Source organism: Nitrosomonas nitrosa, assembly GCF_003051105.1.
GTDB classification, from domain to species: Bacteria; Pseudomonadota; Gammaproteobacteria; order Burkholderiales; family Nitrosomonadaceae; genus Nitrosomonas; species Nitrosomonas nitrosa.
Window position 1 is genome coordinate 35,792 of record NZ_QAOO01000007.1, and the last position, 19,113, is coordinate 54,904.

Sequence of the window (19,113 nt, forward strand, 5' to 3'; positions counted from 1 at the left end):
TCCTAAAAATAATCGTTGCAGACAAAGTATCTATACAGCGGAAATGTCAGGCTGCCCCTACCAAAGATAGCGGATGGAACCAATCACGGTCCGCTGTGCGCCGAATGAGCAGAAACTTCCCCCGCTAAAACAGACGAACGCCTCCTCGTTGAACAGATTACTGCCATTTACGGCGAAACGGTATTGACGCCAGTCATAGTGGATCACAGCATCCACAACCGTGTAGGCAGGGGATTTGAAGCTATTAGGCGCATTGGCATAACTTGCGCCGGTATAACGCACACCCGTTCCCAAACCCAGTCCCCGTAAAAGACCCTTTTGCAGGGTATAGTTCCCCCATATCGAGGCAAAATGTTCCGGCACTTGCGTGGGCCGTTCGCCCTTTTCCCCGGCCACATTGCTTTTGGTGATTTCAGCATCCAGATAGGTATAGGAAGCGATCAAATTCAACCCAAAATCAAAGTTGGCCACCCCTTCCACTTCAACCCCTCGAACGCGGACTTCACCCGTCTGTACTTGATTCAAAGGATTGTTCGGATCGGGTGTGCGCACATTTTGCCGTTGCAAATCAAACGCGGCCAAAGTGATGAAGCTGTTCCAGCCCGTTGGCTGAAATTTAACACCGGCCTCATATTGCTGCGCGGTTTCAGGTGAAAAAGATTGGCCAAATAGATTGACACCCGCTGTCGGCAGAAAGGATTGCGAGTAGCTGACATACGGCGTCAACCCTGTTTCCGAAAGATAGACGAGCCCCGCGCGCCCCGTGAAACGACTATCGTTTTGCTCGGTACGCATCCCTCGTACATTGTTTTTTAGTTCCGTGGATGCCCAATCGTGGCGCCCGGCCAGCGATAGCACCCATTTGTCATGAATTTTAATCTGGTCTTGCAGGTAAACGCCTATTTGACTCACGACGGTATCATTATGACCAATGACGGGGGGCGGCAAAACCGCGGCGCCGTATACGGGTCGGTAAATATCGATGGAAGGGGCATTGCCAAAAGTTGTCACGCTGCGCGCATCGAAATGCTGATAATCTACCCCCAACAGCACGGTGTGACCGATTGAGCCGGTAGCAAACTTGACTTGCGCTTGATTATCCAACGCCACCGTGTTCAGCTGCTGGTCATTTCCGAAGGCAACCCGGTTCAAGGTGCGCTTGTCCGCTTGGAGTCCGGCACTATAAACAACCGCCCGATCCAATGCGTTATTGCTGTAGCGAAAATTTTGCCGCAATGTCCAGGCATCGTTCAACTGGTGTTCAAACAAATAACCGATCGCATATTCCCTTCGATTCAATTTATCGAACCCGGGCTCCCCGGTGAACCGGCGAGCAGGCAAACGTCCATTAGGATTGGCCAGCACCGTTCCCTCGCTCGGTAAAAATTGAAAATCGCCCAGTTTTTCATCCTGAAATTGACTGAGCAGCGTCAGCGAAGTACGTTCACTCGGGCGCCAAGCCAGAGCTGGTGCGATATAGATACGATTATCGTTGATGAAATCAACCTGTGTGCCGCTATTGCGAACCAGACCAGTCAACCGATAAGAAAAAGTTGCTCGCTCATCGATCGGCCCGCCGAGATCCCAGCGGCCATCATAGCGGGAAAAATTACCGGCCAGAAATTGTATTTCTCGCATCGCTTGCCGGGGCGGCCGCTTGGTCACGAAGTTAACGAGTCCCCCCGGACCGCTTTGCCCATAAAGAACAGAAGCAGGCCCTCGCAATACCTCGATGCGTTCTGCGCCATACGGTTCCGGATTGAATGACTCACCCGATGGCGTAGGCGTGCGAAGCTGCAGCCCATCGCGAAAAAGTCCGGTGGTAATCGAATCGAATCCACGAATTTTCAGGGAAGTCGCACGCGGATTGAAACCGAAAGTCTCGCCCTGGACACCCGGGGTGTAACGCAACGCCGTACCCAGGCTATCGGCGCGCTGATCCTGCAACTGCTCCTGGGTAATAATGGAAATCGATTGCGGTGTCTCAATGAGCGGCGTATCCGTTTTCGTCCCTACTGTAGTGGTTTCAGCTCGATAGCCTGCCGTTCTTTTTTCCGTCTTCACCTCCACCGTAGGCAATGTGACAATAGCTTCTTTGGTATTATCGGCAACCGGCTTCTTCACGCTGGGATCGGCCTCATCAGCACCCGCAAATCCGTGTATCGCACTACCCAGCAGTAATCCCGCAACCCATCTCGATAGGGTTGACGTAGCCACATTCGCTTTACCTAAAGCGTTAGGCGTGATTAGCATTCAGTCTCCTTGGAAATATCATTTTTAATATCAATTTCTTATTCAAAATAGTGGCTGCCTGGCTATCATGCTGGGTGGCTGTGGGGTAAACGTTGGGTAAATGTGTTTTTGAAAAGGGGCGAAAGGGTGTCGCGCATGACAAGGCTGCAAACAAGTACAACCACCGGTACACGCTCAAAGACCGGTCACAGAGAAGAGAGAGGAATTGTTTTCTACGTGTGCGCATCGCCTGCCTTATCAAATCAAATCGAGTGGCTGGCGACCAAGTCACTTTGGACTTGGTTGGCTGGCTAGGTCACAAACTGAAAAAGTAAGTAAATTTGCTTGGTTAGATGATTAACTTCAGTCGAGTTGGCTGCAGCAAAATAAAGCCTGCAACGACCGCTCCAAAAATGTACTTAAACGATCATTAAACGGGTAAGAACATCCCACAGGCAGCAGAAGTCGCTGCTACCTGTGCTTATCCGAAAAGACCTCTATCCAAGAACAGCGCGAATGATAATAATTATCATTCGTTTGATCAAGTGTTTCTATACGATTCGTTAACGTTGCATCAACTTATCTTTATCTGGAGGGAAATGAATAACGTCATCATCCTAATTGAGAAGAATCGCGTGTTATCAATGAGGGCTACTTGATTACCTTGCGTGCAGTATCCAGATAGCGCGCGCCCTGCTCTTTGGTCGTCTTGGCATCGCCGTTTTCTGATGCGACATGAACGGCTTCAAGCGTATTGGCTAGCTCGGTTAACTCTGCATTGAGTTTTTCCAATGCATTTTCCAAGGTATAGGTTAACTCGTGCACTTGATGCAGATCTTGCAGGCTCAAAGCATCCTTAGCTAAAAGATCCGCCAATTTACCGTTATATTCTGAAAAATTAGCCACTGCCTGCTCCAATGTTTCAGAGGGCTTGCCCTTGAAGTGATCTGGACGTTCTTCCGCCTGTATCATTGCAGAGAAACTCAGCGCAAACAAACTGGTTATCAGAAATGTTATTTTTTTCATGGTAGATCCTCTTGAGTATAAAAATCATGTTTAAATTAAGCATCCGATCATAATCGGATATTTAATGGATTGCATCGCACTCGCCGACAATCAAAATGCACGTTAGTAAAAGCATACAACCTTCCGTTAAGGACAAGCTACTGAAAACCCGAAAACTTTAGCCAGTCCAATTTTCAGTGGTTTTTTATCGCAAATAAAAATTGACAGCTCACACACATCTCTCATCATATAGGAATGATTCTCATTTGCGCAACAACTAAGCGTAAACTGCCAGCCTGCCAGCGAAAGAGAATTAGTGATAGTGTCATTGCCATTCAATCGATCAGTTACACACAATTTACCCTCACTGAAGCCTGGCGCAGGCTACCTTGACGATAGAATTTATCGATTGATGTCGCATTCATTTCATAGGCACACAAACGCTTTCATACCCGCGAGATCATCAAAAGCTGGTATCACAATACATCGGCGATATCGATGACTTTCAGCCCAATTCTCATACACCCACCGAACAAGCCCTAGCCGATAGGAAGATCGAATGACGTGCTTAACACCCGGCAATCCATCCCTGTTGATCTGGGACACCCCCGAGTGGAAACAAATTCAAACTGGATGCCTCGTGCTTTGAAAACGCCTGCGGTAATCTAATGGATTGATCTCGAGGTTTCGCAGGAATGCTCGCCGCATGCGATCGGTGGTGCCGAAACCGCAGTGGAAAGCGATAAGTTGTAGTGACATTGCCGTATCTTCCAGTAGGCGCCGGGCTGCATCAAGCCGAACAGCTTCGACAAAATCAGCGGGCGTCATACCGGTTTCTTGGCGAAAGATGCGCGAAAAATTGCGAGTGCTCATGCACGCTTGCGCCGCCATCTCCTCCACCGAAAGAGGTGATGAAAAATTTTGCAGCACATATTCCTGCGCACGCCGGATGGGAGGTGTACGTTCCGACATTTGCACGACCAAATGTGCGCTAAATTGCGATTGTCCACCGGGTCTTTTCAGAAACATGACCATATAGCGCGCGACGATCAGCGCGAGATCGCGTCCATAGTCTTCTTCGATCAAAGCTAGGGCGAGGTCGATTCCCGCGCTTACGCCAGCTGCAGTGTATAATACACCTTCTTGGATGAAGATCTTATCAGCATCCACAATGAGCTCTGGGTACTCGGCTTGTAGCTTATCAGCACATTCCCAATGCGTCGTAACCTTTCGTCCATTGAGAAGGCCCGCCTTCGCCAACAAGAAGGCACCCGTGCAGACCGACCCATAGCGACGAACCTCCGGCACACGTCGCCTCAACCAGGCTATCGTGTCTGCCGTGACCTCCTCGAAGGAGGGGTCGCCAGCGACGAGCAGTGTGTCGATCGGCTCATCCGGATCATATATCGTGCGGTCTGGTACGAACCGGAGGTTCCCCGTTCCAGTGATAGGTCCGACCTCGGTTCCGACGACTTGCACTTCGTATGCGGATGGGTTGCCAAGCCGCCGTCCAGCTTCCCAAAAGATTTCTGCTGGCCCAACGACGTCAAGCGACTGCACACCCGGCGGAGCGAGCAAGGCTATCCGCATCGTTCATTTCCTTCAGTGATAAGCCCAATAGACAGCGACTAAATAATCTCATCCTTTAGATCGACAACGGCCGTCAGGCCGAGCAGGCTAACGATCGCGTTGTGCGTGTTGAACGATATTGTACCGGAGTTGGGAAATGTCGATCCCCGATCATTGAAAAACGACAGACTGGAGATTTAGCTTATCAGCAAAGCTTGGTGGCACGAATAGCGAATGTGTGCCACCAGAGATTCCCGAGCCTAGTGGCGGCAATGCCCGTTAACGACATATCTACTGCGCCACCAACGCATTATAGGTCCAAGGCTGGCGCTTGGCGAACATATGCACATTAGCCATCATGTTCTTCTGGCGTGCACCGGCAATCTCAATGACCTCCAGAATGATTTTGTGCATATCTGGATAGTACGGTGTAGCTACATCGACATCCCACACGGGGAACTGCGCCGGCAGCGCAACCATGCTTCCGCCGCCGAACGGCGCATCAATTCGGTTAGCAAGGATAACAGCACAGCGATTATCAACAGCGCGCGGCACTGCGATCAGCGTGCGCTCCTTCCTGTCTTGCAGGCGAGCTGGCCACAGGATCACATCGGCGCCATTGATACCCAGGCAACGTGCGGCCTCCGGGAACATGCCATCATAACCCATCATTATGCCGATACGTCCGTACGGCGTATCCACAACCGGATATTCGGAGCCGGCCGTCGCCCACGCACGCTCGTCACTAAAGAGGTGAACCTTTCGATAGGACATTAGCACATCGCCTTTCGGCCCGATAAGGAACGAGGTGGGATAGAGCTTGCCGTCCACTTTTTCGACGTTCGGAACCAGGATCGCGCATTTGCTGGTCTTACAGACCTCGCCAAATTTCTCGAGCAGTTCGCTGTTGATGAACGCCAGCCGCTTGGCCTCAGTCTCATCGATCCGCCAATTCGGTGAGGCGACATATTCCGGCAGAACCATCAGTTCGACGCCGAAGCGAGCACCGTGACTGACCTGTTCGACCACGCGGTCGAGAGTCGTGGGCTGTGATTCGGAGACATGGGTTTGTGCTGCGGCCATATTGAACGTCATCTCACCTGGAACGATTGGCTCCATGCTCGTCTTCGATACAACCGTTTCCTCATAAGGCCATGTCAGCACAGTGTAGGTATCGGGACGGCGATCCGCAAACTTGTCAGTACCCAGGATAGAGCGCTTGTTGTCAGCAAGTGTGGGATCAATCTCGCCGATCGCCATTCCATGCGTACCCCAAGCAACTTTCGCTCGAAGATTGCCATGGGGATCGACGATCAGACTTCCGCCGGGATAATAGATTGAGCGTTCTTGACCTGCCTTCGTGGCAGCGCAGATCCATACTCCGTTTTCGAGTGCCCGGGCAGGGCGCCACATATCGGCCTGATCGATGAGGAAGAAATTAGCCATGTCCAGAATGACTTGCGCTCCTCCCAGTGCGGTACAGCGCGGGATCTCAGGTATACGACCATCGAAGCAAATCATCAGACCAACGCGGCCAAGCTCAGTGTCGACCACCGGGAATCCGCGCTCACCGAATTCAAACCAGTTTTGATCGTGGGTAGTAAGGAACTGCTTATGATAATGAACAACCAGATCGCCCTTCCGATCAAGGAGAATGCCCGTGTTGAAAACCTTTTTTGCCTTCGGATCCCATTCGGTCATACCACTTGCGATGTAAACATCATACTGGCGTGCCAGCTTTGCAAGGCCACTGACGAATTTCCCGTTGATCGGTTCGGCCACTTGACGCGCGTGCGGTATGGAATCATAGAGATAACCCGCATTCATGCACTCGGGGAACACAATCACTCGGACATCTTGTTGCGCAGCTTGCTTCACATAGTGTGCACAGATTTCGAGATTCGCATCGGCATTGCCGACTTCGGCGAGCGTCTGCACGGCGGCAGCGCGATATTCATAAGACTTCATTTTGACCTCCATTTTGTTATGGCTGAACAACTTTGATATATTTGACACGGTCATGAAGCTAACCAGCGGACTGTTAGGCTGCTGCTTCAGCCAGTCCGATGTGATTATTACACCGCAGCACTGTCGGCGTAGCAATTGTCAAATGACCTCATTTACAGCCAAACTTCCGTATATTTCGGCCAACTAGATTGATGGTTATTGAGGTGAAATTACGCTTCATCTAAGTGCCTAAACAATAGGCAGAGTGGCTAAAAATTAGCCAGCGCCAATCTAGGACCATGACTATACTGTCATCATGATATCAATCTTGAATAATTTGCCGACAACCACCGCACTACCCTACAAACCTCACCGCTTGACCGTTGCCGATTACCATCGGAAGACTGAGGCCGGTATCTTGTCAGAGCATGACCGGGTGGAATTGATTGAAGGAGAACCGTTCGATAGGCATGCTATTGGCAGTCTGCATGCAGGTACGGTCAAATGCTTGAGTAGCTTGCTCAAGCCGACAGTAGGCGAACATGCCAATGGTATCTATCCAAGATCCTATTTTTTCTTGGTTAATTTTCCAAACCACAACCGAATATTGCGCTACTTCGGCCAAGCCGATTTTTACCGCAGCAACCATCCGAGCGCAACAGATAGCCTTACATGGTATCCCGGAACTTGGATCGTCGATTTGGATAATCGCCGGTTGCATAGCTCTCGCGAACCTGCTCCAGGGAACTATCGATCTCAGCAATCCTTATCCGAACTCCCTACATTGGCAGCCGTCATGCTGCCGGGACGCTTGTTTGATCTAACGAAGCTTCTAGGTTTGACAATAGCATTCATTACCTCAAATCGTACACTTCCTCATGCCGGCGTATTCCAGAGCACAATTTCCTTTTCGCGCCGGTTGACCAAACCTTGTACGATTTTTCCGCTATCTCTTACCCATCGTCTCAACTGCGTGGGTACCTGATCATATTGTCCTTGATTCAGGAGCTTGAGTAACGTACTGCTACTGAACGCACTCGTTCCCACGTTAAAAACGAACGAAACCAAGGCATCGAACTGATTTTGATTAAGTGGGACTTTCACCTTTTCGTTGACAACCTTTTCAGCTACGTCCAAATCCTGATCCAGCAAATCCCAGCATTGCTGCTCGGTCAGCCCATTTTGATAGTTGACTACTTGCCCCTGGATCATGATTTTCCCCGATGTGCGCTCCGAACGTGTCAGCAAGTGGCCGATACCTATTGTAGGCTGACCGCCTGAGTCAAGATACACGTGCGTTTTCAGCCCTTCCCACTCCTTGAACAAATTTTTTCCTGATCGTCCTACCTGCATAGGCATCGCTCGTCTCCTTAACCTTGGCTATTATTGCGTTGATTGGATGCGCAAGGATCCTGCGCAAAGATCGCCCTCTTCCGCTCCTTCGAGCCATTCCTGCAGCTGTTTGATTCTCTCTTGCGTGCGTTGTGCCAAAAACCGAGCTGCACACATGGGATAAACCGATCCATAGTAAGATTGCTTGTCGTTTTCAGGAAATTTTGCTTCTAATTCGGCATCACGGAATAGTAACCAAGCACGTTGTGTTTTGCGAAACTTTTCGAGAAATACCCGATCCTCGCTGTATTGCTTGAGAATGGCTTGGTAAATACGATTCAGTTCATCATCCGCCTGCTGCAACCGATCTGCTGCACACTGGTTGAGATCCACTTGCACTGAAACCTCTCCATTACAACTTGTGGGATCTGCACCCTCTACTGAAAAGGGAAGCATAAACGCAACAACCAACATCGAACCCGCTATTTTTCTTAATGATACTGATCGCCACATCGCTTGCTCCTGAAAAGGCAATACCTCATGTTTTCTTCGTTATGAGCCAATACGTTATCCCTAATCCCACTACTACTGCGGCGGTTGCATAAATATAGTCTGGCGTCACCTTGTCATAGTCCAGAACAATCACCTTCCGTGCTATCGCCATGAGTGCGGTCGCGATCACGAGTTGCACAGGAAGAACAGGCGCGCCCAGGTAAAGCCGGATATTGATAAAAATCTCAATGGCGATCAGAACAATAAGGAATGCACCAAATGTCTCCAATATATCGCCAATATTTAACAAGAAATAAGGGGGCGTGATTATACGTTGGTATAACACATGGATTACATCAATAATGGACAATACGATAATGATCACCATCAATATTGCCAACACCCTGACCGCGCCCCGTATGATGATATGTAAGACCCTAATCATCGGATCTTCATGCTCTTTTGGCAGCTCCTCATGCAACAGCGTCCGGCGATCTTCCTCTCTGCGCCTTAAAAAGAGTGGACTATGCTCATCCTCTTTACTCATAGGTTGTGGCTCCCAGCCATGACAGGGGTGATCTGACTCAATAGCGCCAAATCGTTGAAGATAGACAGCATAGATTCAATTAACCAAGGACGCAAGCCACGAAACGGTTCATCACGCATGATAAATCGCTAAGAATTCGCAACCACTCATTTTCAGCAGCAGATGTTTCAGCTAATCATCCGTCCCGCTCCTGCTCGACACGATCATCCCGTTCACGCATCAACCAATAGGTCACGCCAACCGCGAGAGTCACCCCCGCCAAACCAAACAATACCTCGGGTGGTGTTGTTTTGAGATCAAGAATGATCAGTTTGCGCGCGAGCGCCAATAAGGCAATCAGCAAAACAACCTTGGTTTGAATGATGCTTTGCTGACGGTTCACCACGTACTGCAGTGTATGATTGAATTCTAGTGCGATCAATAACGTCATGATTTCGCCAAAAACTGTTTGAAAAACCGTGTATTCCAACGGATTCAATGCACCAAATACCAACCCCCCTACCACGCCCACGAGTAAACGAAACAACGCGACAATGATCACCAGCGTAATCAACAGTGTAAGAACGAGTGCAACGATACTTTCGAAGCGTTGATAGAACGTCTGTGTAGACCATTGGTCTATGACCACACGCCATCTTGACAGGATTTCTTTCATCTTTGCTCAATTCACTCCTTCATTTCATCTGGATCATCCTTGGAGCGGATAGCATGGAGTAAGCGAGGGAGTTATGTGGCGCGCGCGATCAAGCCGGCCTGCTCCCCTGTAGGCCTGATGCAAGACACGATGTGCCTCCCGACCGATTTCATCCACCCGTCGCAACAGAAAAATCGATCAACCGGTAAGATTATGCAACGGGGTAGGTCAGCCCGCAGCCGGTTACGGTTTCCAGGACGATCATTCCTTGCGACAATATATGTCGGGATAATGAATTTCCAAGAACCATTCCGGATGCCGCAATGGCACAAAACCATTTTGCTCATACAGACCGTGCGCATCCAACGTGGCCAACATCCAGCGGCGTAACCCCTGTAATTCGGGATGAATCAGGATGCATGAAACCAGCCATTTGCCGAGACCACGTCCCCTGTAATCGGATAAGACAAATACATCGGCGAGATACGCGAATGTCGCGTGATCCGAAACTGCACGGGCAAAACCGATCTGTTTGCCCGCATGATAAAGCCCAAAACACAATGAATGCGCCATTGCCTTCTCAACGGTCGCCCTGGGAATATGTTCTGCCCAGTAAGATTCTCTGCACAAAAAGCCATGAATTACTTCAATGTCGAGGTCTTCACGGTTATCGGTCACAGTAAAATCGCCTTGCTGCCACTTCATAAATCCGCTCTTTGCAAAAAATTAATTTCGGTTTGTTAAAATCACACAATGACTTAACTTGACGTTCGAATCATCATGCCTATACATCGTCATCCCGCGATACGTTTGCTCTGGTGCGTCGTAGGCGCAACGGCCGGCATCATGCTTGCCCTCATCCTGGTCGGGCCACCCCTTACCCCTTTCCTGCTTGCCTCCCTGGGTGGCACCACCGTTTTTCTCTTTGGACTCACGCGAGCACCCGCGGCGCAGCCCCGTGCACTATTCGGTGGCCATGTCGGTGGAGCATTCATCGGCATCGCCTGCTATCAAGCATTTGGCGATGCTTTATGGGTTTATGCGCTCGCTCAAGTCATCACGCTATGTTTCATGCTACTGACCAAAACCGTTCACCCTCCCGCAGGCGCTAACCCCATGCTCATGATCTATGCGCATGCAAGCTGGTCGGCATTATGGCAACCCGTCTTGATTGGCGTTACCTCGCTTGCGGTCGTGGCCTATTTCTGGAGCCGTATCTACCCGGACCTCTGCCACTATCCGGTTGCCTGGCTGGAACGTTCCCCTCCGCATACATTTTGGGGTGGTTGGCAGGACAAGTAGACCATTATGCCTTGATGGCCACGATCACCCCGGCTTGCCATCCACCCTTGGGCGCCAATAGATAGGCGCGAAACGCGCCGCCCAGAGCGTAAAACATATAAACCATACCGTCCCTGCCAATACGTACAGTACCGGTGCGAGCGTAGCAATGGCCGGAATGATATCCGGCAAAATTCTGAATAAAGTAGCGGCCTGAAATCCCAGGAATAGCTGCCAGGTAAAATGATCCAGCACCAGCGGACGACCAGAATGCCCGATCGTCACGCGGGAAGCCATGCCCAATACCATGCTGGCGAAATAGCCAATGGCCAAGGCATGCAGTGGTGCCAGGCCCAACCACATGCGCTCCCCGTCGCTTAACCACGTTATCAAGCTCTGGGTAGCGAACAACAGCATCGATACGCTCAGCCAGGCAAATGAAATGTGCAGCACAGCCAACAGACTCACGCTGAAACTACGTAAAAACCCCCATGCCCATGATAAATAAAGCGCACAGCCCGCCAAAGGAAAATCGACCCACCAGGTGTACTGCGGCATCCCCATAAGTTGCAGTAAACCATGCCCAGCCGAGCAAGCAAGCATCAGCCAAAGCAATGCATAAGGCCTGACCATGACATAATTCTCCAGCACCCGGCTCGAGAAAAAGGGGATCATGCGATGTGAAACCGTCAGCAAGATGGGTAGCAGAAAAAACCAGATTCCCGCCTGCCGTGAAAAATCCAGAAAAACCCATTGGTCGGTCAATAACCAAACGAGATAGGCAGCCATGCCCAACCACCCAAATATAAATGCGACGCTGGCAACGCGCGCATGGCGTTTATCCTCTGCTTGGGTACTCAGCAATACGCGCAATAATGCAAGGATCGCGATGCCCCATCCTGTCAGCATCAATACTATCCCCCCCAGCAAAATATTTTTCCCGGCAAACAAACCCGCATAAAACAGCATTACCCCTCCCGCCATGAACAAACAAGTAGCCAAAAACTGACGGGGCTTGATCTTTTCCCCATTCATCCAATTTGGAAAGGTAGTAAACAAAAAACCAAAAATAAAAAAGGGAAAAAACCCGTAGACCATCAGGAACGCATGCGCCCAAATAGGCGCCATGCTCCAGACTGACATGCTGCCCACGATGCCATAACGACCTATCAAATCGAATACCCACCATAGCAAAGTCAGCACGCCTTGCAGCGCGCCAACCAAGAACAGGCTGCGATGAGGCGCAGCAGATAAGTGATGCCAAACAGTTGCTTGTGTATTCATAGTTTTTCCTTTTAGCGCGGTTGATTATAGAGCTGCCCATCGATCGACAGGGATGCTTGATCGCAATGCTAAGCGATACTCTCACCCGATCATTCTCGGCAGCTACTTTATTGTTATGGTAGGCTGATTAACCTTGCGGTGATATCAGCCTTTTTCGCTTATCGTTTTTATCAAGCTATATATTTGTTATGATGTAGATATTGTTCGTTTAACCACCTATTTTAATGTCCATTATCAATGCTCAATATCGATTTGCATTGCCACTCTACCATTTCAGATGGCCTTTTGACTCCGTCTCGGCTCATAGAACACGCAGCGTTGCGTGGCGTCGAGGTACTGGCACTGACCGACCATGATGATGTAACGGGATTGGTTGAGGCGCGTATTGCTGCGCGTGAAAAAAATATCACACTTATCAACGGTGTGGAAATCTCTGTAACTTGGCGAGGAAGAACGCTGCATATACTCGGCCTGGGCATCGACCCGGAATATCCGCCGCTGCAACAAGGCCTCGCATCAATACGAGCCGGGCGCGTGGAACGGGCGCGCAATATCGCAGCACAATTGGATCGTTTCGGCATTACCGGCAGCTTCGAAGGCGCTTACGCGTTCGCCGGGGACGGGCGATTGATCGGACGTACCCATTTTGCACGCTTTCTCGTTGCGAAAGGCCATGCCAAGGATGTGCGGTCAGTGTTCAAGAAATACCTCATCAAAGGTAAACCTGGCTATGCGCCGCATCAATGGACCACGCTGGCTGAGGCGATCGGCTGGATACGTGGCAGTGGAGGGCAGGCGATCATCGCACATCCTGCACGCTACCAACTCGGTAAAAATGTATTGGAAGCACTGTTAAATGAATTTTGCGAGCTTGGCGGCGTAGGCCTCGAGGTCATTTCACCCAGTCACACGCCAGACCAAATCAATCTGTTCGCACACCATGCGCAACGGCTGAATTTACTCGCTTCATGCGGTTCGGATTATCACGGGCCTGGTGAAAGTTATTTCGATCTCGGTCAGCTACCCCCTCTCCCGGCTGGATGTACGCCTGTCTGGCGTGATTGGAAAATCGAGCTGGCTTTATCATGATAGAGGTGGTTGCAGCGCAATAACGCTCAACTTACCTTTCAATACGGTAAAATATCAATAATCCAACCTGGATCCTAATTAATCATGGCACAATTTTTTTCTATCCATCCACAAAACCCTCAAGCTCGGTTGCTAAAACAAGCTGTCTCGATTCTGCATGACGGCGGCGTGGTGGTCTATCCGACCGACTCCTGCTATGCGCTGGGTTGTCTCCTCGGCAACAAAGACGCAATGGAGCGCATCCGCACCATACGACAAGTCGATGAACAGCATCATTTCACATTGGTATGCCGTGATCTGGCCGAAATTTCGAACTATGCCAAGGTAGATAACTCCCAATACCGTCTGCTCAAAGCCTGCACCCCCGGCAGTTATACCTTCATATTGCAAGCCAGCCGCGAGGTTCCGCGCCGCTTTCAGCACCCTAAACGCCATACCATCGGTTTACGCGTGCCGGAACACCCTGTAGCGCTAGCATTGCTAGCGGAGCTGGATGCCCCCTTATTAAGCTCTACTTTGATCCTCCCCGGGGATGAGCTGCCACTGAACGACGCGGAGGAAATCCGCGAACGGCTGGAACACCAGGTCGAACTCATCATCGATGCTGGCCCATGCGGGATCGACATGACTTCGGTGATCGATCTGACTGGCGAGACACCCGTATTGATCCGCGCAGGCAAAGGTGATCTCGCACCTTTTGGAATCGCGCATGGATAGTATCATACTCGGCATTTCGATTTACGCACTACCCGTTATTTTTGCCATCACTTTACACGAAGCGGCGCATGGCTACGTTGCCAAACATTATGGCGATATGACGGCCTACATGGCAGGACGCATCACGCTCAATCCGATCAAACATATCGACCCGATAGGCACCATCATCGTCCCGCTAACCCTATTTGTCATCAGCAAACTGACGATGGGTGCCGGCTTTCTGTTTGGCTGGGCCAAACCGGTGCCCGTCAATTTCAATCAATTGCGCCACCCCAAACGGGATATGCTGTGGGTTGCTGCCGCCGGTCCCGGCGCAAATCTGTTCATGGCCTGCTGCTGGGCGTTGATCATCAAGCTGGGGCTGATATTCCCGGAAAGTGTCTACGCCAAGCCAATGATCCTGATGGGCATGGCTGGCATTGAAATCAACCTCATTCTGATGGTGCTGAATCTATTGCCACTTCCTCCGCTCGATGGGGGGCGCATGGCTGTGAGCTTACTGCCCCATCGGCTCGCCTATCAATTTTCGAAAATCGAGCCTTACGGGTTTATGATTTTATTGTTATTGCTGATAACAGGGGTATTGGGTGCGATTGTCTGGCCGGCGATCATTATGCTGAAACAACTCATCGCCTGGATCTTTGGCCTCTATGTCTGACCCTACATCACAAATAATGAACATTATTGAATCTTCAACTCATTCCATAATCTAGGACTTGTAGCATGTTTGCTGATCGCGTTTTATCGGGCATGCGCCCGACGGGTAGTCTGCATTTAGGCCATTACCATGGTGTGCTGAAAAACTGGATAACCTTGCAACAACAGTATAAATGCTTGTTTTTCGTCGCAGACTGGCACGCCCTCACTACACATTACGATTCGCCCGAACTGATCGAACAACACACTTGGGACATGATCATCGACTGGTTGGCTGCCGGCGTCGATCCGGCTCAGGCAACGCTGTTCATCCAGTCGAAAGTACCTGCACATGCCGAGCTTTATTTGTTGCTGTCGATGATCACGCCGCTTGGCTGGTTGGAACGCGTGCCTACCTACAAAGATCAACAGGAAAAATTGAGTGAGAAAGATCTGAGCACTTATGGTTTTCTCGGTTATCCGCTGCTGCAAAGCGCAGATATTCTCATCTACCGCGCCAATCTCGTTCCGGTCGGCGAGGATCAAGCACCGCACCTCGAATTCACCCGTGAAATCTCACGCCGCTTCAATCATATTTTTGGCAAAGAACCGGGATTTGAAGAAAAGGCGGAGCTGGCGATCAAAAAGCTCGGCTCGAAGAAATCCAGGCTGTACCGCGAATTGCGCAACCGCTACCAAGAGCAGGGCGATGAAGGCGCACTCGAAGAAGCCCGCTCGCTGCTCGATGAACAGCAAAATCTCAGCATGGGCGACCGGGAGCGGCTATTTGGCTACCTGGAAGGCGGCGGCAGAGTCATTCTGTCGGAACCTGAAACCCTGCTCACCCAGGCATCGAGAATGCCCGGATTGGACGGCCAGAAAATGTCCAAATCCTACAACAATACCATCAGTCTGCGCGAAGATGCCGACAGCATCGTCAAAAAAATCCGCACCATGCCGACCGATCCGGCACGCATACGCCGTACCGATCCGGGCGATCCGGCCAAATGTCCGGTCTGGTCTTTCCATACCGTATACTCGAACGACGAAGTCAGGAACTGGGTACAGCAAGGCTGCAAAAGTGCAGGCATAGGCTGTTTGGAATGCAAGCAACCTGTCATCGATGCCATTCTGGCAGAACAAGCCCCTATCTGCGAACGTGCCAAGATGTACGAAGAAGATCCGGCACTGGTCAGAAATATCGTCGCCGACGGCTGCGAGAAAGCCTGCAAGCTGGCGGAAGAAACCATGCGCGATGTTCGGGAAGTCATGGGATTAAACTATCCCTGACAAAAATCTAGGCAAAGGCAACCGCATGACATGTGCTCCGTCGCACCTGTTTTTTCAGATATTGCGCGTTCTTTTGTTTTTAATGCCCGCAAACGGGAAAGTGGGTAGTTTCTCATTATGAACACGCTGGATGAAGCCCTGCCGCAGACCGAAAACCAGCCCATTGCCAGGATTTGCGGCCAACCTCTGCTGGAAATTCCGCGCGATCTCTATATTCCACCGGAAGCACTCGAAGTTTTCCTCGAAACTTTCGAAGGCCCGCTCGACCTGCTGCTCTATCTGATCCGCAAGCACAATCTCGATATCCTCGATATCCCGATGGCGCAACTCACCCAGCAGTACATGACCTACGTCGAGATGATGCGCGCCGATCAATTCGAACTGGCTGCCGAATATCTACTGATGACTGCGCTGCTGATCGAGATCAAATCACGCACCCTGCTGCCCCGCCCCGTGACCGAGGAAGAAGTGGAAACCGATCCGCGCGCGGAGCTGGTGCGCCGCCTGTTGGAATACGAGCAAATGAAAAAGGCTGCTTTGCGTCTCGATGTCTTGCCACAAGCGCAGCGGGATTTCGCGTTGGTGGAAGTTTGGATCGATCATATCGCCGCACAGCCGTTGCCTCAGGTCAATATAGACGACTTGCGTCTCGCTTGGTTGGCGTTGATCGAACGTGCCAAGGTCAATCGCCACCATCAGATCGGGCATGAAGCGATTTCGGTACGCGCCTGCATGAGCCAGATCCTGCGTCAGCTTCAGAGCGGCAAAGCAGTCCGTTTCGATGAATTGTTCAGTCCGACGGTCAGCGTGACCGAAGTCGTCGCCTATTTTCTCGCCCTGCTGGAACTGGCCAAGGAAATGCTCGTCACGATCGACCAACCGGATAATTTTGCAGTAATTTATGTCAAATCAGCCCAACCCACTGCTGCCGTCTGAAACCCGCCTTGCTTTCAGCGAGTACGACATCGTCCGCATTCTGGAAACGGCGTTGCTGACCGCGCCGGAACCGCTCGCGCTGTCGGAACTGAAAAAGCTGTTCGAAGGTGAAATCAGCAATAAACAATTGCAAGCTGCGCTCGATACCCTGCGCACCAAATGGCAAGATAGCGGCATCGAATTGGTCCAAGTCGCCGGTGGCTGGCGCTTTCGCAGCAAACCGGAAATGCAGGTATTCCTCGACCGGCTCAGCCCGCAAAAACCGCCGCGCTACTCGCGTGCCGTGCTGGAAACATTGGCGATCATCGCCTACCGCCAACCCGTGACACGCGGCGATATCGAAGAAATCCGCGGTGTCGCCGTCTCTAGCAATATCCTGAAAACCCTGGAAGCGCGCGGCTGGATCGATTCCGTCGGTCAACGCAATGTTCCCGGTCGTCCCACCCTCTACGCTACCACCGAACGATTCCTCGATGACCTTAACTTGCAATCACTCGAACAACTGCCCCCTTTGGATGAACTGGTAGCTCTGACCGAATCCCAGGATCAGCCACCACCATCTGAGCCCGCGTCAGAGGATACGACAGAAGACGAGCAAACGTAGCCACCGCCCACCTTCAAAGCTGCGCCATGAGCGCGTTGAGCATAGCGGTTTACTTGCCCGATGCTGCGTCAACCTGGTTTTCCAATGTATCGCAAATGCCATTAACTGGCCAACTTAGGAGACAGTGCGATCTTGTTCGGGATGGGGAGGGGGAGGAGTAACCGGTATCGTGCAGGCGTAATTTTTGTAATCGCCCTTGTTCGACACATGATCAACCCATTCATGCGAAAATGTGATGCTGATCTCTCTCCCTGCCAAGAATAAGCATGGGGGTAAAAATTTTAACCTAGATTCCTCGGTTGGACGGGGCGGAGTGTGCGGTTTTAGGAGTGCAGGGCAAGGCGCAACGACGCGGAATAGTCACTCTATTCCAAGGAGTTGCAACGCAGTCATGCGTCTATAAAATCGCGCAATCCGCAGCGTAGCGTTGACAACCCGAAAGGTGAAGGCGAAAATTGTTGCAAAGCTAGAATATTCATAATATTAGCGCCAGAATTAGCAACCAACTGAATCTAGGTTAAAGATCTGGACAATACGTTCTTTGGTCAGCAGGCATTCTTCGCGGATTTGGTTAGCGCTATTCCACCCAGCCTGCTGCAAGGCAAGTGTGGTGAATTAACTGCAGATATCGCGTTCGGAGAGCTGTTGTTTATTCATCACGCAACGTGCCCGTGCTTCTTCTCCCGATTACCGGTTAGCCGCGATCAACTGCGGAGTCAAGTGAGGAGCGAGCGTTTGCAGTAACTGCACGAAAATCTTGGGGTTGCCAGCGACGATCTGTCCGCTTTTCAGGTAGTTTTCGTTGCCCTCTAGATCGCTGATCATGCCGCCTGCCTCGAGAATGAGCAGGCAGCCAGCGGCGATGTCCCAGGGAGACAAGCCAATTTCCCAAAAACCGTCATAACGTCCGGCCGCGACATAGGCGAGGTCGAGCGCGGCAGACCCTGGCCGGCGAATTCCGGCAACTTTGGGGATGATATCCTTGAACATGGCCAGATACGGCTCCAGGAAGGAAAGATCACGGAACGGAATGCCGGTGCCGATCAGCGAATCGGCCATTTGTGCGCGTTTGCTGACGCGGATGCGCTGATCGTTGAGATAGGCGCCCCGCCCCCGGCTGGCGGTAAATAACTCATTATTGACCGGATCGTACACCACTGCCTGCGACAGAACGCCCCGATGCAATAACGCGATGGATACCGAATATTTCGGAAAGCCATGCAGAAAATTAGTGGTGCCATCCAACGGATCGATAATCCATTGATATTCTGATTTTTTCGGGTCTCCGCGATTGCCGCTCTCTTCTGCTAGAATCGAATGATGAGGATAAGCGTCCAGCAATACCTTGATGATGGCTTCTTCTGCCGCTCCATCGACTTCACTGACAAAATCGCTGTGCGATTTGCGCGAAACGTTGAGGATATCGAGATTTCGAGAAGCTTGATTGATGATGCTGCCAGCACGGCGCGCGGCTTTGACCGCGATTGTAAGCATGGGATGCATTTTATAAGCCCAAGA

At 51.0% G+C, this 19,113-nt stretch carries 20 protein-coding genes; 7 read left to right on the forward strand and 13 right to left on the reverse strand.

What is annotated here, in order from left to right:
• Window positions 1-57 precede the first annotated feature (57 nt).
• The 11 genes from C8R30_RS05070 to C8R30_RS05115 all read right to left on the reverse strand — a co-directional run bounded on the left by C8R30_RS05070 (window position 58) and on the right by C8R30_RS05115 (window position 10,463).
• Window positions 58-2,253, reverse strand: a complete 2,196-nt coding sequence (locus tag C8R30_RS05070) for a TonB-dependent siderophore receptor (RefSeq protein WP_107789694.1) — start codon at window positions 2,251-2,253, stop codon at window positions 58-60.
• Window positions 2,254-2,883: 630 nt separating this feature from the next.
• Window positions 2,884-3,258: a DUF6746 family protein gene (locus C8R30_RS05075; RefSeq protein ID WP_177182299.1), complete on the reverse strand. Its 375-nt coding sequence runs from the start codon at window positions 3,256-3,258 to the stop codon at window positions 2,884-2,886.
• Window positions 3,259-3,861: 603 nt separating this feature from the next.
• Entirely contained in the window at window positions 3,862-4,827 is a 966-nt protein-coding gene (locus tag C8R30_RS05080) for a GlxA family transcriptional regulator (protein ID WP_090667520.1), read from the reverse strand.
• Window positions 4,828-5,097: 270 nt separating this feature from the next.
• Entirely contained in the window at window positions 5,098-6,774 is a 1,677-nt protein-coding gene (locus C8R30_RS05085) for a carbon-nitrogen hydrolase family protein (RefSeq protein ID WP_090667522.1), read from the reverse strand.
• 400 nt (window positions 6,775-7,174) lie between these two features.
• On the reverse strand, window positions 7,175-7,402 hold the full coding sequence (locus C8R30_RS05090; RefSeq protein ID WP_146162680.1) for a hypothetical protein: 228 nt from the start codon (window positions 7,400-7,402) through the stop codon (window positions 7,175-7,177).
• 227 nt (window positions 7,403-7,629) lie between these two features.
• On the reverse strand, window positions 7,630-8,112 hold the full coding sequence (locus tag C8R30_RS05095; protein WP_219908821.1) for a lysozyme: 483 nt from the start codon (window positions 8,110-8,112) through the stop codon (window positions 7,630-7,632).
• Window positions 8,113-8,136: 24 nt separating this feature from the next.
• A complete protein-coding gene (locus C8R30_RS05100; RefSeq protein WP_090667525.1) occupies window positions 8,137-8,598 on the reverse strand; it encodes a lysozyme inhibitor LprI family protein in 462 nt (153 codons plus the stop codon).
• A gap of 25 nt (window positions 8,599-8,623) precedes the next feature.
• Complete coding sequence (locus C8R30_RS05105; protein WP_177182300.1) at window positions 8,624-9,124, reverse strand: phosphate-starvation-inducible PsiE family protein; 501 nt, start codon at window positions 9,122-9,124, stop codon at window positions 8,624-8,626.
• Window positions 9,121-9,243, reverse strand: a complete 123-nt coding sequence (locus C8R30_RS16385) for a hypothetical protein (RefSeq protein WP_258191940.1) — start codon at window positions 9,241-9,243, stop codon at window positions 9,121-9,123. Before C8R30_RS16385 ends, C8R30_RS05105 begins: the two co-directional genes overlap by 4 nt.
• Before the next feature lie 56 nt (window positions 9,244-9,299).
• Complete coding sequence (locus C8R30_RS05110) at window positions 9,300-9,779, reverse strand: phosphate-starvation-inducible PsiE family protein (RefSeq protein WP_090667527.1); 480 nt, start codon at window positions 9,777-9,779, stop codon at window positions 9,300-9,302.
• Between the two features lie 240 nt (window positions 9,780-10,019).
• On the reverse strand, window positions 10,020-10,463 hold the full coding sequence (locus C8R30_RS05115) for a GNAT family N-acetyltransferase (protein WP_107789696.1): 444 nt from the start codon (window positions 10,461-10,463) through the stop codon (window positions 10,020-10,022).
• A gap of 75 nt (window positions 10,464-10,538) precedes the next feature.
• Here C8R30_RS05115 and C8R30_RS05120 point away from each other — a divergent pair, with 75 nt between their 5' ends.
• On the forward strand, window positions 10,539-11,060 hold the full coding sequence (locus tag C8R30_RS05120; protein WP_258191941.1) for an HPP family protein: 522 nt from the start codon (window positions 10,539-10,541) through the stop codon (window positions 11,058-11,060).
• 24 nt (window positions 11,061-11,084) lie between these two features.
• Here the strand turns inward: C8R30_RS05120 and C8R30_RS05125 are convergent, their stop codons facing one another.
• Window positions 11,085-12,323, reverse strand: a complete 1,239-nt coding sequence (locus C8R30_RS05125) for an NnrS family protein (RefSeq protein WP_107789697.1) — start codon at window positions 12,321-12,323, stop codon at window positions 11,085-11,087.
• A gap of 237 nt (window positions 12,324-12,560) precedes the next feature.
• On the opposite strand from C8R30_RS05125, the gene C8R30_RS05130 reads away from it, so the two are divergent.
• The 6 genes from C8R30_RS05130 (at window position 12,561) to scpB (ending at window position 17,595) form a co-directional block, all read left to right on the forward strand.
• Window positions 12,561-13,412 (forward strand): 3',5'-nucleoside bisphosphate phosphatase, encoded by an 852-nt coding sequence (locus tag C8R30_RS05130; RefSeq protein ID WP_090667536.1) that lies wholly within the window; start codon window positions 12,561-12,563, stop codon window positions 13,410-13,412.
• 84 nt (window positions 13,413-13,496) lie between these two features.
• Window positions 13,497-14,129 carry an L-threonylcarbamoyladenylate synthase gene (locus tag C8R30_RS05135; protein WP_107789698.1) on the forward strand — a complete coding sequence of 211 codons (633 nt, stop codon included), beginning with the start codon at window positions 13,497-13,499 and terminating at the stop codon, window positions 14,127-14,129.
• The gene (locus C8R30_RS05140; protein WP_107783799.1) at window positions 14,122-14,787 is read left to right on the forward strand and encodes a site-2 protease family protein; all 666 of its coding nucleotides are present in this window, start codon (window positions 14,122-14,124) and stop codon (window positions 14,785-14,787) included. Before C8R30_RS05135 ends, C8R30_RS05140 begins: the two co-directional genes overlap by 8 nt.
• A 65-nt stretch (window positions 14,788-14,852) precedes the next feature.
• Window positions 14,853-16,055 (forward strand): tryptophan--tRNA ligase, encoded by a 1,203-nt coding sequence (locus C8R30_RS05145; protein ID WP_107789699.1) that lies wholly within the window; start codon window positions 14,853-14,855, stop codon window positions 16,053-16,055.
• Between the two features lie 117 nt (window positions 16,056-16,172).
• Window positions 16,173-16,991 carry a segregation and condensation protein A gene (locus C8R30_RS05150; protein WP_090667548.1) on the forward strand — a complete coding sequence of 273 codons (819 nt, stop codon included), beginning with the start codon at window positions 16,173-16,175 and terminating at the stop codon, window positions 16,989-16,991.
• Window positions 16,957-17,595 (forward strand): SMC-Scp complex subunit ScpB, encoded by a 639-nt coding sequence (scpB, locus tag C8R30_RS05155; protein WP_107789700.1) that lies wholly within the window; start codon window positions 16,957-16,959, stop codon window positions 17,593-17,595. Before C8R30_RS05150 ends, scpB begins: the two co-directional genes overlap by 35 nt.
• A 687-nt stretch (window positions 17,596-18,282) precedes the next feature.
• Here scpB and C8R30_RS05160 read toward each other — a convergent pair.
• The gene (locus C8R30_RS05160) at window positions 18,283-19,098 is read right to left on the reverse strand and encodes an inositol monophosphatase family protein (protein ID WP_090667558.1); all 816 of its coding nucleotides are present in this window, start codon (window positions 19,096-19,098) and stop codon (window positions 18,283-18,285) included.
• Window positions 19,099-19,113: the final 15 nt, after the last annotated feature.